Below are 12280 nucleotides of genomic sequence, written 5' to 3' on the forward strand. Positions count from 1 at the left end.
GTGCTGACTACTACTCGCTGCGCTTGGCGCGCACCGGGTGGCCGGACAGGATGGAAATTCGATTGAAGGCGTTGATCGCGATCGCTGACCACTGCAGCGCGGAGAACTGCTTGTCCGTCAGGGTTTCCCGGGCGGTGGTCAGATCTTGGTGCAGCGTGGAATGGTCCAGTTCGGTGGTCGCTTCCGCAATGGTCAGGGCGGAGCGTTCCAGCGGGCTGAACACCTGGGTGTCTCGCCAGGCCGGCAGCACCGCCAACTGCTGATCGGTCACGCCCGCCTCACGTGCTTGGCGCACGTGCATGTTCAGGCAGTAGGCGCAGCCGTTGATCTGCGAGACCCGCACGTTGAGAAGCTCCGTGATGGAACGCGGGATGTCGGCTTCCTCGTTTGCTGCGGCCACCTTGCGGGAGAACGCGTTGATGGCTCGCCAGCTACCGGGGTCGGACTTGTCCAGGAAAAAGTGCTCGTGTGTGCTCACACCGGTACTAACGCATTCCGTGGTAAGTAAATTTCAGCGCCATTGGATACCGACCTGGCACGCGGTGGGTCCCACCCTGGGCGCTCGCGGAGCCAGGCCAAGTAGGCTGGACGCATGAAGACCAGAGCCGCCGTAGCCCACCGCAAGGGACGTTCACTCCTGTTCAAGACGGGGGTGGTTGCAGCCGGTTCCTTGGCTGCCGCACAGGCCACGGTGATCGCTTCGCTGGCCGGATTGGACTGGTGGAAGCGCCGCAATCGTAAGGTCCGCGAGGCCCCTCGCCCGGGTACGTTCACGGCGCAGGTCGAGGATTCCGAACTGAACATCTACACCTCGGGTGACAGCGTGTACGACGACATGCTCGAATCCATCAACGGAGCCCAGGAATCCATCCACATGGAGACCTTCATCTGGAAGAACGATGAAGTGGGTCAGCGGTTCCTGGATGCCCTCAACGCGGCGGCCGATCGCGGTGTCGAAGTCTTCGTCATCTATGACGGCTTTGCCAACCTGGTGATTCCCAATTCTTTCTATACGTTCTCGGACAAAGTCCATGTGTTCCGGATGCCGGCCGTGCGCCGCAAATGGTGGCGAGGGCTGCTGCGATACAGCGGGTTCAACCATTCCAAGATCCTGGTGGTGGATGACAACATCGGCTTCGTGGGTGGCTACAACATTGGTTCGATGTACGCCAACCAGTGGCGGGACACCCACGTGCGCGAAGTGGGCCCGGCCGTATGGGGGCTGCGCAATTCGATTGCCCGCGTGTGGAACGAGGGTCGTCACCCGGAGGACCAGATTGAATGGGTGCCTCCGCAGAACTGGGACCCGGAGGTCCGGGTTGCCGCCAATCTGCCGGTGCAACTGGTGTATCCAATTCGGCACCTATACCTGAGCGCCATTGAGCGCGCCAATGATCACATCTGGATCACCACGCCGTACTTCATTCCCGATCAGCAGATTCTTGAGGCCCTGATTGGGGCATCAAAACGCGGCGTGGACGTGCGCGTCATGGTTCCTAAGGATTCAAACCATATTCTCGCCGACTGGGTGTCCCGCGGGTTCTACGGTCAGCTCCTGGATGTCGGCGTGACCATCCTGTTGTACGCCGCATCCATGATCCACGCCAAGACGGCGACAATCGACGGCGAATGGTCCACCGTGGGCACCGCCAACATCGACCGTTTGTCGCTCTCGTTCAACTACGAGACGAACGTGGAAATCGTGGACCCGGACTTCGCGGCGGAGATGGAAAAGGTCTTCGAAGCCGACTCCGAGCACTGTGAGATCCTCAGCTCACCGCGCTGGCGTGACCGTCACCCGATGGCGCGGTTCGCCGAAACTGTCTTGATTCCGCTACGCCCGATCCTCTGATCTCAACACTGTCGTGCGGTCGGTGCCACCGATCATTCAGCAGTGGCAGTCAGCGCCACCAGTCATCCGCCGGGGTCACCGGCACGGTGCGCTTGTGGCGTGAGCGCAAGTAAATCGTCTCCAACCGCTCGGAGACGTCGGCGGCGATCTCCTTGCCCTCCAAGAAGTCATCGATGTCGTTGTACGTCAGCCCCAGTTCGTCCTCGTCCGTGCGGCCGGGGTTGTCGTCGAGCAAATCTGCGGTGGGCGCCTTGGAAATCAACGGTTCCGGCGCGCCCAGGTACTCGAGCAATTGCCGGTTCTGCCGTTTGTTCAGGCCACCCAGCGGCAGCAGATCCGCGCCGCCGTCGCCGAACTTGGTGAAGAACCCGGTCACCGACTCCGCGGCATGGTCCGTTCCGATCACCAACAGATTGTTGTCCCCGCCGACGGCGTACTGGGCCGTCATACGCACTCTCGCCTTGGTATTACCTCGCGTGAAATCGGTCAGTTCCGTCCCGGTGGCCGACTCGTAGGCCTCTTCGAAACCGCGCACTGCCGGAGCGATGTCGTAGGTGATGGTGCGGTCGGGCTCGATGAAAGCCAGCGCGGCCTGGGCGTCGGCTTCGTCGTGTTGCACTCCGTGCGGCAGGCGCATCGCCATGAATTGGGCGTCTCCGCCGTCGGCCCGGAGCTTCTCAACGGCCATCTGAGCCAGCTTGCCAGCCAGTGTGGAATCCACGCCCCCGCTGATTCCCAGGACGAAACCTTTGGTGTGTGTGGCCGTGACGTAGTCACACAAGAAGTCCACTCGGCGATCGACCTCGGATGCCGGATCGATCTGTGGTTTCACGCCGAGTTCGGAAATGATTTGAGCCTGCAATTCGCGCATGCCGACATGGTAGTACCGGCATGTTTCCGGGGCGTGACATGTCTTCACACTTTGCTTCACAAGGTTGGGTCAAGGACCACATGAGATGCTGGTCACATGAGCGAAAACACCGAGTACGAGACCATTTTGGTGAGCCGTGACGGGCGCGTCGGCGTGATCACCCTGAACCGGCCCAAGGCGCTCAACGCCTTGAACGAGCAAACTATGAACGATGTGGTTGCCGCCGCCACCGAGCTCGACCGCGACCCGGATATCGGCGCGATCATCCTGACCGGTTCCGAGAAGGCCTTCGCCGCGGGTGCCGACATCAAGGAAATGGCCACCAAGTCCGCCGCCGAGATGTACCGCGTGGACTTCTTCTCCCCGTGGGATGCTTTTGCCCGTCTGCGCACCCCCAAGATCGCCGCCGTTTCCGGTTATGCCTTGGGTGGCGGTTGTGAGCTCGCCATGATGTGCGACCTGATCATCGCCGCGGACACCGCGAAGTTCGGTCAGCCAGAGATCAACCTGGGCGTCATCCCGGGCATGGGTGGCACTCAGCGACTGATCCGCGCCATCGGCAAGTCCAAGGCCATGGATATGATTCTCACCGCCCGTCAGATGGACGCCGAGGAAGCCGAGCGTTCCGGCCTGGTTGCTCGCGTGGTCCCCGCCGACCGGCTATTGGACACCGCCAACGACGTCGCTCGCACCATTGCCGGGCTCTCCAAGCCTGTTGCTCAGCACGCCGTCGAGGCCGTGAATGCAGCTTACGAAACCACTCTCCAGCAGGGTGTGCAGTACGAGCGTCGAGTGTTCCACGGCTTGTTCTCCACCGCCGATCAGAAGGAAGGCATGACCGCCTTCAGTGAGAAGCGCAAGGCCAACTTCACGCACGAGTAAAACCCGAGCGGAGCGAGCGGAAGTCCTAGCCACAGCGATTGAACCGCCTTGCCGGGCCGTGAATGTTGGTGAGGATGAGTGATCCGGCTGAAGCTCCAATGATCGGCTTCACGACAACTCGGTCACCGAAACCCGTTCACTGAGAGACGTTCTTCGGGGAGGACATACTCCCGTAGAACCGTTGACCAGTGGACGGGTTTTGCGCTGTCTCGGCCCGCTTTCCCTCGAAGCAGTGCACCAGTACACGGTTTTCGGAGAGTATGTGCCCCTCGGAGACCGTGCACTGATGAACGCGAGTAAAACGAATAAAAAGCGCGTAAGCGGAGGCCGAAATCGACCAGCACACTCGGTCTCGTTGGTCTCTGTCGTCGAGTTTTAGCTGGGGCACACCTTCCCATGAGTGGCCTTTTATTACCAGCAAGGTGACGGGCACCGGGTATCGCCTTACCCGTGCTGCGTGGACTCCACAAGCCATCGCGAACGTGCCAAGGATCCGCCGAAATGCACAATGCCGTGCGCTGGAGGCGCGCGACAGGTGGCCACTTGGTTCTCTGGACTCATGCGAGTGGTGGATGTGTATCGGTTGTCGCGGCGGCTCAAAGAGTTAGCGGATGCGGCGGTGCCCGCTGAGGGAGATGGCCGACTCAAACCTGGGGAAATGGAGGTCATGAACTACCTCGCGGAGAATCCAGGTGAATCGGTCAGTGGGATCGCGCGGGGGACGCGATTGTCCAAGAGCCTGGTGTCGCGATACGTGCGAGAGCTCCACGGTGTGGGACTCGTGCAGTACCGAGTTGACTGCTTTGACGCGCGGTTCAGAATGATCGAACTCTCGGAGTCGGCGCGGAAAGAGATCCAACTTAGAGCGGAAGTCTCCGTGCAGTTTGCTCTCTATGAACACGAACCGTGGCTGTCCTATAAACAACAACGTGATGCTCTTGACCTTATGAAGTCATTGGCGGACATTCTCCGGTGACAGCATTGATCCGAATTTACGGAATCTACTCATGATTGGGGCCGCAGATGCGGATAGTCTCATGACATGACTTTGTTGCGGGTGGCGGATGCGGCGCTCTTTCTCGGTGTCAGCGATGACACGGTGCGGCGGTGGATCGATCAGGGCACGCTCACTCGTCGGCAAGACTCATCCGGTCACGCGGTTGTGGACGGGGTCGAGCTGGCGGAGCTGGCCAAACGCAATGCGGTGAACCCCAGGGATCCCAACAGCGGCAAAGGATCCGCCCGGAACCGGCTGGTCGGACTGGTGACGACCGTGACCTCGGACAAGGTGATGTCCCAGGTGGAAATGCAGTGCGGTCCCCACCGGATTGTCTCGCTGATGAGTACCGAAGCAGTGCGAGAACTCAAGCTCGAACCGGGATCGGTCGCGACGGCGGTGGTCAAGGCAACCACGGTCATTGTCGAGTCCGGAGATTTCTCGTGAGGGCTCGGGCGATACTTGCCGTGCTGAGTGCGGCGGCAGCACTATTTCTGACGGCGTGCGGAACCGGCGGTGGTATTGACGAGAGGTCGAGCGAGAGTGGGGGAGCGGCGTCGTCGGCGGAGGGAACGCTGACGGTGTATGCGGCGGCGTCGCTGACCACGAGCTTCGACCGGCTGGCCGAGGAATTCGAGGCTGAGTACCCGGGCGTAGATGTGACGGTGGATTACGGCGGCTCGACCGGCTTGGCGCAGCGGTTGCAGGAGGGGGCGCGGGCGGACGTGTTTGCGTCTGCGGACGAGCGGACCATGCAGCGCCTGACCGATTCGGACCTGCCGTCCGGTGAATCAGAGATTTTCGCGAGCAATACGCTCACACTCGTCGTGCCAGAGGGCAACCCTGCCGATATCTCCGGGCTGGACGACCTTCGGAAAGACGGTGTGAATTTTGTCCGGTGCGCGCCAGAAGTGCCGTGCGGAGCGGCCGCGGATGAACTCGAAAAGGCGAATGGCGTAGCGCTGAGTCCCGTGAGTTCGGAACTGTCTGTGACCGACGTGCTGGGCAAGGTGACGTCGGGTCAGGCGGATGCGGGACTCGTGTACGTCACGGATGCCAAGGCCGCGGGGGGTCGTGTGGAAACGATCGAGGTTCCGCATTCGCAGGACGTCGTCAATTACTACCCCGTGGTGACGTTCCCGGACTCGCCGAACGCGACGGCCGCACGGGAATTCGTCGACGCGCTCACGAGTGAGCGTGGCCAGACCATCCTGCGGGACGAGGGGTTCGGGGCGCCGTGACGCGCGCTCGCTTCCGGACGGTGCCCGGGTGGGTGCTGGTACCGGCGTTGATCGGGGCGCTGTTCGTGCTTCTGCCGTTGCTCGGGATGCTGCTGCGCGTGGATTGGCCGAACCTGTGGAGTTTGCTGACGTCAGAATCCTCACTCACCGCACTCGGTCTGAGCTTGCGCACGGCGTTGATGTCGACGGTGCTGTGCGTGGTGTTGGGCTGTCCGCTGGCGTTGGTGCTGGCCAGGGTCCAAGTGCCTGGACTACGGATACTGCGATCACTGGTGCTCCTGCCCCTGGTGCTGCCACCGGTGGTGGGCGGTATTGCGCTGCTGTACACCTTTGGTCGACTTGGACTCGTGGGCCAGCAGCTGGAGGCGCTCGGGATCTCGATCGCGTTCTCCACGACCGCGGTGGTGCTCGCGCAAACGTTCGTTGCGCTCCCGTTCCTGGTGGTCTCCCTCGAGGGTGCGCTGCGAACCATGGGGACCCGTTATGAAGAAGTTGCCGCCGGGCTGGGAGCATCGCCAACCGTTGCGATGCGGCGGATCACTATTCCCCTGGTGACCCCGGCCCTTGCATCGGGTGCGGCGCTGTCGTTCGCGCGCTGCTTGGGAGAGTTCGGTGCGACCCTAACTTTTGCCGGAAGTATGCAGGGTGTCACTCGCACGCTGCCGCTCGAGATCTACCTGCAGCGTGAAACTGACCCGGATGCCGCGATCGCGTTGTCACTTCTCTTGGTTCTGGTTGCCGTGGCGGTGGTCGGATTTTCGGCACCCGCTCGACGACGCCGCGGCGTCGGCTTTCGTGCGGGACTTTCCGGTTGGCTGCGGGGCGCGGGGCGTTCCGAGCAGGGTTCGGCTGATGCCGATGGGGTCAATGCTTCACCGGTGACCGGTCCAGGCGATGCCGTCGATCGGGGTCGTGGTGAACCCTTCAGTGCGGGATTGCAGCCGGGACCTGGCGACCTCCGGGGGCTTGAGGTCAATCCAGTAGCCGAGCAGAACTCAGTGGCCGATCAACGCAAGGAGACTTGGCTGGATGTGCACGTGGTCGTCGCTGAACGGGCAGTCATTGCTGAGTTTCGAGCTGATCGGGGACAGACCGTCGCGTTGGTCGGACCCAATGGGGTGGGTAAGTCGACGGTGTTCGCGGTGATTGCGGGTCTCCTGGCACCCGACCGGGGACGAGTGCGAGTGGCGGGGAGCGACGTCGTCGACCTGGATACGAAGGGTCACGGCACCTGGAGGCCGGCGCACCGGCGGGGCGTGGCGTTGATGGCGCAGGAACCGTTGTTGTTCCCGCATCTGAGCGTGTTGGAGAACGTGGCCTTCGGGCCGCGGTGCAAGGGCCTGGGCCGGGAGGCCTCGAGACGGGCGGCTCGTCGTTGGCTGGATGAGACGGGTGCGGGGCGGTTCGCTGACCGTTATCCGGAGCAACTTTCGGGGGGTCAGGCGCAGCGGGTCGCAATCGCGCGAGTATTGGCGGCGGAACCGGAACTGGTGCTGCTGGATGAGCCCCTGAGCGCTCTGGATGTATCGGCCCGCCCGGAAATTCGGAGTGTCCTGAAACGAGTGCTGGCGGACCGGACCGCGGTGATCATCACGCATGACCCGGATGACGTGGCCGAGTTGGCGGATCGCTCGGTGCGTTTGGTGCCGGTACGGGGCCGGGCAGGCTAAGGAGCTTGGCGGGAGCGGCGTCGAAGTGCTCTCGCTGTGAGCGTCACTGAGCCAAGGGCCAGCAGAACGCCGATCCCTTGCAGTCCCGGGGAATCATCACCTTCCCCCAGGATCATTCCGGCAACGCCCACGGCGAGGCCCAGTATGCCGAAAAGGATGATGACAAGAAGCCTCATGGTTCAGTCCTCGACCCACTCGAGGAGATCCCCGGGTTGGCACTCAAGCACGCGACACATGGCGTCCAGCGTGGTGAAACGGACAGCTTTGGCGCGGCCGTTCTTGAGCACGGCCACGTTGGCGGGAGTGAGCCCCACGCGTTCCGCGAATTCGCCAACACTCATTTTCCGTTTTGCGAGCTCAACATCGATGCGCACGACGATGGGCATCAGATCACCGCTTCCATGTCGGTGCGCAGCGTGGTGGCCTGGCGGAGGAGCGCTCGCATCACCACCATGAGCAGCCCCAGCACGGTGACGCTGGTCAAGACGAGGAACATCAAGAGGGGTAGTCCGGGATCGTCGGCGTTGAAGCCTACGGCCAAGAACACGCCCAGCAGGACGGCCCAGGCTGCGGCAATGGCCCACACAATGGCGTCCACCCATTTCAAGGAAGACTGCGTGAAGATGCGGTCACGGTTTACCAGCGTCAAGAGCTTCCACGTGCAGACGACCACGACCTGAGCGCACACCACCCAGAACACGGTGATGGCAGTCAGCGGCCACCGCAGGTGAGCCATGTCCGGTGACTCCTGGGCCATATGTGCAAATTGGCCGGGCAGGGACATCACCTGAAGCAGGACGAGGACTCCGAAGAGAACCGCCAAGAAAATTCTGAGGGGCACAACGGCCCAGCGTTCCGACAGCATGCATTGAGTATCGTTTGAAATCTATCGAAAGTCAATAGCTTCTCGCTGAAGCAAGAGCATCACGCGTGCTCAGTGCTCAGTGCTCAGTGCTCGACCGAGTACCGGGCGTTCAGCGCTTTCGCGAGTTCCTTCATGTCGACTTCTCGATCGGGGAACGACCTCTGCTGAACCTCGGACAGGTCCGCGACAAACCAGTTGGCCCCTTCCACGATGTACACAGCACCGGAGGGGTCGGCGGCACTCGCGGCTGCCGATCGGGCTTCCTGGTGTGTCTCCGAAGCTTGGAACCAGAGGATCTCTACGGATTTGGTGCACATGCGAGATTCACCGGTCGGTTGAATGGAAGTCGAAATCGAGATCGGTTGTCCTTGAGCATGGTCCGCGCATCCGACGTGACCGTCCACCGCTCGATAGACGTCATCCATGGAGTCGTAGGCGGGTAAGGCTTCGGTGGGAGTGCATGAGGCCGCCATGAACAGCATGCCTGTTGCTGAAGCGAGAAGCATTCGCTTCTTGACCAAGGGGTACATGGTCGCCCCAATTCATGGTGAGGTGTATCGCCCGTCTAGGTCACTTAATCATCTCATAAGCATGCTTACTTAATCTCTCGGAATGTCCCTGCGACGGAACGCGGCCACGGCCAAGGCGGCCGTGAGAACGGCGACGGTCGAGATCCAGGTGAGGGCGGCGGCGTCGGCGGCGGAATCACTGGCCAGGCGTGCGACGTGATGGAACGGCGAGAGGTCCGTGACCCACGAGGGCACGCTCAGGAGCGGTCCCAGGATGGCGACGATCACCACGAACAACACCGGCACCCACGCGAGCACCGTGAGGCGGGGGGAAAGGGCGTAAACCAGCACGGCAAGGGAGGCGAACAGGGTCAGCGCGGGCAGATACGTGGCCCAGATCAGCAGAAGGCCCGAGTACACGCCATCTACCGTGATCACCGCGTCCGTGGTGGCGGCCAGGACCAGAGTGCTCAAGAGCAGGACCACCGCGGACACCACGAAGGCGAGCGCCCACCAGCTCAGCAACCACCGGATCCGGGCCACGGGTAGTGACAGGACAAGTTCGGTGCGACTATCCGTTTCCTCACCGTGCAGCCGCGATGCAAGCGCCACGGCCAGGGCCGCCGCGCCGCACGCCAGGGTGGTCATCGCGAGGTCCAGGAAGCCTTGCACGGCACGGTCCGAACCGCCCATGATCGCTTGATACGAGGCCGGAAGGTCCGCGAATGAGTCCCGCATGGACGGCGCCAACGACCCGTAGGTCACGGCCAGGAGCACCAGGGCGATCAACCAGGTGAGGTTGGAAGTGCGGGTCAGCCGGACACCCAGGGAGAGTGGGCCGCGTAGGTAACTCGCGGCGTGTGACCACCCGGAGCGTTGCGGAAGCAGGCCAGCGTCCAGGTCGCGGCGGGACTGCAGGGACATTGCGGCCAGCGTCGCGAGCAGGGTGAGCCCCACGGCCAGCAGAAGCGGCCACCAGCGCAGCTCCACGAACGCGCGCGTCTGCATGGACCAGGCAATGGGCGAGAACCACGAGAGCCAACTGCCGTGCAGTTCCATGATGTCGCCCACTCCACGCACCACAACGGCCACGCCAAGCACCGCGAGCCCGAGGCCCATGGCACCGCGGGGAGTCGAAGAAAGTTGCGCGCACAGCAATCCCACCGCCCCGAACACCAGCACCTGCACCCCGATCCCCGCGCCGAAGACCCAGCTGTCTTGGGCCGGAAGGTCGAGCATGAGCATCGACCCGGCGCACACCAGCGTGATCAAGGTGGCGGTGATGAGCAGCATGACCGTGGCCGCAGCGGGTGCCGCGTGCCGCCCGACTCGTGTGGAGCGCAGCAGCTCGATCCGCCCGGCGGACTCCTCACCGCGTGTGTGGCGCACGGCCGTTTGCAGGGCCATGATCGCGACTGCCACCACGATGAACAGCGTGTATTCATTGGCCATCATGGCCCCTACGGTGTAGTCGTCCAGGCCGTAGCCGGGGCCTCCCATGAAGATGCCGCTGGGCTGTCCCATGATGGTGGCGCGCACCTGGCGTTCCTCGGCGCTCGAGAAGACCTGCGCGAGTTCCTGACCGCCCCCGGCCAGCAGCAGTCCCACGGCCACGACCCAGATGGGCAACCGGATGCGGTCGCGTTTCAGCGCCAACTTCAGCAAGGTGGCCGTGCCTTGCAGCTCGCGTGTCATGACGGGTCCGGTTTCGCAGGCTTCCCAGGCGCGCGAGTCTCCACGCCGACGACGCCGCCCGGGCCAGCTGCCTGCCCCGCCTCACCGTGCGGTTCCGCGCGGTAATGACGCATGAACAACTCTTCAAGCGAGGCCGGAGCAACGTGCAGTTGTCGTACGTGCAAGCTGTGGAGGCCGGGAAGCATGTCCTGGAGTGCGGCCGGTTCCACCTGCCCGGTGATGTGGAACCCCTCGGCCATCTCATGGATTTGCAGCTCGCCCAGATCCATCGAGTCATCGAGCAGCGCGGGGTCATGTGCGGTGATCACGTCGATCGTGACCCGGGTCAGGTGGCGCATGTCCTCCAAGCGGCCTTGCTCCACCACGGAGCCCTCGCGGATGATGGCCACGGTGTCACACAGCTGTTCCACTTCGGAAAGGATGTGGCTGGATAACAGCACGGAAACGCCCTCGGCCCGGCGCTGCCGCACGACCTCTTGGAACTCGCGCTCCATGAGCGGGTCGAGTCCGGATGTCGGTTCATCCAGGACCAGAAGCTCGGCATCCGAGGCGAGCGCGGCGATCAGCGCGACCTTCTGCCGGTTGCCCTTGGAGTACGCGCGCGACTTCTTGCGGGGGTCCAGCTGGAACCGTTCGGTCAGCTCTGCCACGGCGCCTTCTCGGGTGCCACCGCGCATCCGGCACAGCAGGTCGATGCATTCGCCACCGGTCAGCCCGGGCCACAGATTCACGTCCCCGGGCACATAGGCCAGGTGTCGGTGAGCATCGACGGCGTCCCGCCAGGCATCTCGTCCGAGCACGGTCGCGGTGCCCGAATCCGCCCGCAACAACCCCAGCAGAACTCGAATGGTCGTCGATTTACCCGACCCATTGGGCCCCAGGAAGCCCGCGATCACTCCGCGGGGAATCTGCAGGTCCACGCCGTTGAGCACATGGGCTTTTCCGAACGACTTGTGGATTCCTTGCAGGTCAACAGCCAGATCGGCGGGATCGGGTGGCTCTACAGCGCGGACCGCTGTGCCGACGTCGCGCTCACCGTGACCCTCGCGCTCACCCGGCGGGGCGGCGTCGTCAATGGAAGGTGTAGCTGCTCGGTGACGTGGATGGGACGGCATGATGCACGGCCTCTGAAGGACGAGTCACGAAAAGTGATACCTCTATGTTGCACCCGTCACGGGGGTTTGGGAAGGTTGAGCGGATTCATCTTTCGCCTTCTTGAGGAGTGCTCATGCCCCGCCGCCAGAGAATCGTTCCGTCCTGCCTGCCCGCTCACGTCGCGGACAACAACGCCTATTCCTACGGCGTGCTGGACGGTGACACGCTGCACGTGTCCGGCATGGTCGCCTTCGCCCCGGACGGTTCCTACGTGGGCGAGGGCAACATCACCGCCCAAGCCACCCAGGTTTTCGACAACCTGCAGGCCGTGGTCGTCGAGGCCGGCGGCACCCTGGAGGACGTCGTCTCCACGACCACCTACCTCGCCTCCGCGGACTACGCGGGCGCGGTGGGCGAGGTGCGCAAGAAGTACTTCACCGGCGACGTCCCGCCCACCTCTACCGTGGTGGTCGCCCCCATGGCGCGGGAGCAGTTCATGGTCGAGGTTTCCGCGATCGCGCGGACCGCAGAATAGAGCCGACGACGCCGCTCGGGCGCCGTTCCGCGCGGTTGGTTACGCGCCGCGTATTTCGGCTATCCCTT

General features: G+C 63.1%; 15 protein-coding genes. 7 read left to right on the forward strand and 8 right to left on the reverse strand.

From position 1 onward, the window contains the following. Positions 1 to 10: 10 nt before the first annotated feature. Positions 11 to 478 carry a carboxymuconolactone decarboxylase family protein gene (locus EWV37_RS09960; RefSeq protein ID WP_129701425.1) on the reverse strand — a complete coding sequence of 156 codons (468 nt, stop codon included), beginning with the start codon at positions 476 to 478 and terminating at the stop codon, positions 11 to 13. 114 nt (positions 479 to 592) lie between these two features. On the opposite strand from EWV37_RS09960, the gene EWV37_RS09965 reads away from it, so the two are divergent. Further along, a complete protein-coding gene (locus EWV37_RS09965) occupies positions 593 to 1852 on the forward strand; it encodes a phospholipase D-like domain-containing protein (RefSeq protein ID WP_129701427.1) in 1260 nt (419 codons plus the stop codon). A 49-nt stretch (positions 1853 to 1901) separates the two neighbouring features. On the opposite strand, the gene nadE is transcribed toward EWV37_RS09965, so the two are convergent. Next, the gene (gene nadE, locus EWV37_RS09970) at positions 1902 to 2723 is read right to left on the reverse strand and encodes an ammonia-dependent NAD(+) synthetase (protein ID WP_095798751.1); all 822 of its coding nucleotides are present in this window, start codon (positions 2721 to 2723) and stop codon (positions 1902 to 1904) included. A 96-nt stretch (positions 2724 to 2819) separates the two neighbouring features. Between nadE and EWV37_RS09975 the strand changes: the two genes are divergently transcribed. From EWV37_RS09975 to EWV37_RS09995, 5 genes are all read left to right on the forward strand, one after another. Then, positions 2820 to 3605, forward strand: a complete 786-nt coding sequence (locus EWV37_RS09975) for an enoyl-CoA hydratase (protein WP_095798752.1) — start codon at positions 2820 to 2822, stop codon at positions 3603 to 3605. A gap of 535 nt (positions 3606 to 4140) precedes the next feature. Beyond that, positions 4141 to 4581 (forward strand): MarR family winged helix-turn-helix transcriptional regulator, encoded by a 441-nt coding sequence (locus EWV37_RS09980; protein ID WP_158222959.1) that lies wholly within the window; start codon positions 4141 to 4143, stop codon positions 4579 to 4581. Between the two features lie 66 nt (positions 4582 to 4647). Further along, a complete protein-coding gene (locus EWV37_RS09985) occupies positions 4648 to 5049 on the forward strand; it encodes a TOBE domain-containing protein (RefSeq protein WP_095798754.1) in 402 nt (133 codons plus the stop codon). After that, a complete protein-coding gene (modA, locus tag EWV37_RS09990) occupies positions 5046 to 5843 on the forward strand; it encodes a molybdate ABC transporter substrate-binding protein (protein WP_095798755.1) in 798 nt (265 codons plus the stop codon). Before EWV37_RS09985 ends, modA begins: the two co-directional genes overlap by 4 nt. Then, complete coding sequence (locus EWV37_RS09995) at positions 5840 to 7513, forward strand: ABC transporter permease (protein WP_202976209.1); 1674 nt, start codon at positions 5840 to 5842, stop codon at positions 7511 to 7513. Before modA ends, EWV37_RS09995 begins: the two co-directional genes overlap by 4 nt. Here the strand turns inward: EWV37_RS09995 and EWV37_RS10000 are convergent. From EWV37_RS10000 to EWV37_RS10025, 6 genes are all read right to left on the reverse strand, one after another. Beyond that, positions 7510 to 7689: a hypothetical protein gene (locus tag EWV37_RS10000; protein WP_095798756.1), complete on the reverse strand. Its 180-nt coding sequence runs from the start codon at positions 7687 to 7689 to the stop codon at positions 7510 to 7512. The genes EWV37_RS09995 and EWV37_RS10000 overlap by 4 nt on opposite strands. A gap of 3 nt (positions 7690 to 7692) precedes the next feature. After that, entirely contained in the window at positions 7693 to 7899 is a 207-nt protein-coding gene (locus EWV37_RS10005; protein ID WP_095798757.1) for a helix-turn-helix domain-containing protein, read from the reverse strand. Then, positions 7899 to 8378 (reverse strand): DUF2975 domain-containing protein, encoded by a 480-nt coding sequence (locus tag EWV37_RS10010; RefSeq protein ID WP_095798758.1) that lies wholly within the window; start codon positions 8376 to 8378, stop codon positions 7899 to 7901. Before EWV37_RS10010 ends, EWV37_RS10005 begins: the two co-directional genes overlap by 1 nt. 83 nt (positions 8379 to 8461) lie before the next feature. Beyond that, positions 8462 to 8884 (reverse strand): hypothetical protein, encoded by a 423-nt coding sequence (locus EWV37_RS10015; protein ID WP_129701429.1) that lies wholly within the window; start codon positions 8882 to 8884, stop codon positions 8462 to 8464. A 93-nt stretch (positions 8885 to 8977) separates the two neighbouring features. Continuing rightward, the gene (locus EWV37_RS10020) at positions 8978 to 10582 is read right to left on the reverse strand and encodes an ABC transporter permease (RefSeq protein ID WP_129701431.1); all 1605 of its coding nucleotides are present in this window, start codon (positions 10580 to 10582) and stop codon (positions 8978 to 8980) included. Continuing rightward, the gene (locus EWV37_RS10025; protein WP_095798761.1) at positions 10579 to 11697 is read right to left on the reverse strand and encodes an ABC transporter ATP-binding protein; all 1119 of its coding nucleotides are present in this window, start codon (positions 11695 to 11697) and stop codon (positions 10579 to 10581) included. The genes EWV37_RS10020 and EWV37_RS10025 overlap by 4 nt, the downstream gene beginning before the upstream one ends. A gap of 113 nt (positions 11698 to 11810) precedes the next feature. On the opposite strand from EWV37_RS10025, the gene EWV37_RS10030 reads away from it, so the two are divergent. Beyond that, the gene (locus EWV37_RS10030) at positions 11811 to 12212 is read left to right on the forward strand and encodes a RidA family protein (RefSeq protein ID WP_016997151.1); all 402 of its coding nucleotides are present in this window, start codon (positions 11811 to 11813) and stop codon (positions 12210 to 12212) included. Positions 12213 to 12280: the final 68 nt, after the last annotated feature.

Source organism: Kocuria carniphila, from assembly GCF_004136555.1.
GTDB lineage: Bacteria > Actinomycetota > Actinomycetes > Actinomycetales > Micrococcaceae > Kocuria > Kocuria carniphila.

What these genes read in the sequence shown, in the direction of transcription:
- EWV37_RS10000 (WP_095798756.1), bottom strand. Translation starts at nt 7,689, where the DNA reads ATGAGGCTTCTTGTCATCATCCTTTTCGGCATACTGGGCCTCGCCGTG.
- EWV37_RS10030 (WP_016997151.1), top strand. Translation starts at nt 11,811, where the DNA reads ATGCCCCGCCGCCAGAGAATCGTTCCGTCCTGCCTGCCCGCTCACGTC.
- EWV37_RS10005 (WP_095798757.1), bottom strand. Translation starts at nt 7,899, where the DNA reads ATGCCCATCGTCGTGCGCATCGATGTTGAGCTCGCAAAACGGAAAATG.
- EWV37_RS10015 (WP_129701429.1), bottom strand. Translation starts at nt 8,884, where the DNA reads ATGCTTCTCGCTTCAGCAACAGGCATGCTGTTCATGGCGGCCTCATGC.
- EWV37_RS10020 (WP_129701431.1), bottom strand. Translation starts at nt 10,582, where the DNA reads ATGACACGCGAGCTGCAAGGCACGGCCACCTTGCTGAAGTTGGCGCTG.
- EWV37_RS09985 (WP_095798754.1), top strand. Translation starts at nt 4,648, where the DNA reads ATGACTTTGTTGCGGGTGGCGGATGCGGCGCTCTTTCTCGGTGTCAGC.
- EWV37_RS09965 (WP_129701427.1), top strand. Translation starts at nt 593, where the DNA reads ATGAAGACCAGAGCCGCCGTAGCCCACCGCAAGGGACGTTCACTCCTG.
- EWV37_RS10025 (WP_095798761.1), bottom strand. Translation starts at nt 11,697, where the DNA reads ATGCCGTCCCATCCACGTCACCGAGCAGCTACACCTTCCATTGACGAC.
- EWV37_RS09975 (WP_095798752.1), top strand. Translation starts at nt 2,820, where the DNA reads ATGAGCGAAAACACCGAGTACGAGACCATTTTGGTGAGCCGTGACGGG.
- EWV37_RS10010 (WP_095798758.1), bottom strand. Translation starts at nt 8,378, where the DNA reads ATGCTGTCGGAACGCTGGGCCGTTGTGCCCCTCAGAATTTTCTTGGCG.
- nadE (WP_095798751.1), bottom strand. Translation starts at nt 2,723, where the DNA reads ATGCGCGAATTGCAGGCTCAAATCATTTCCGAACTCGGCGTGAAACCA.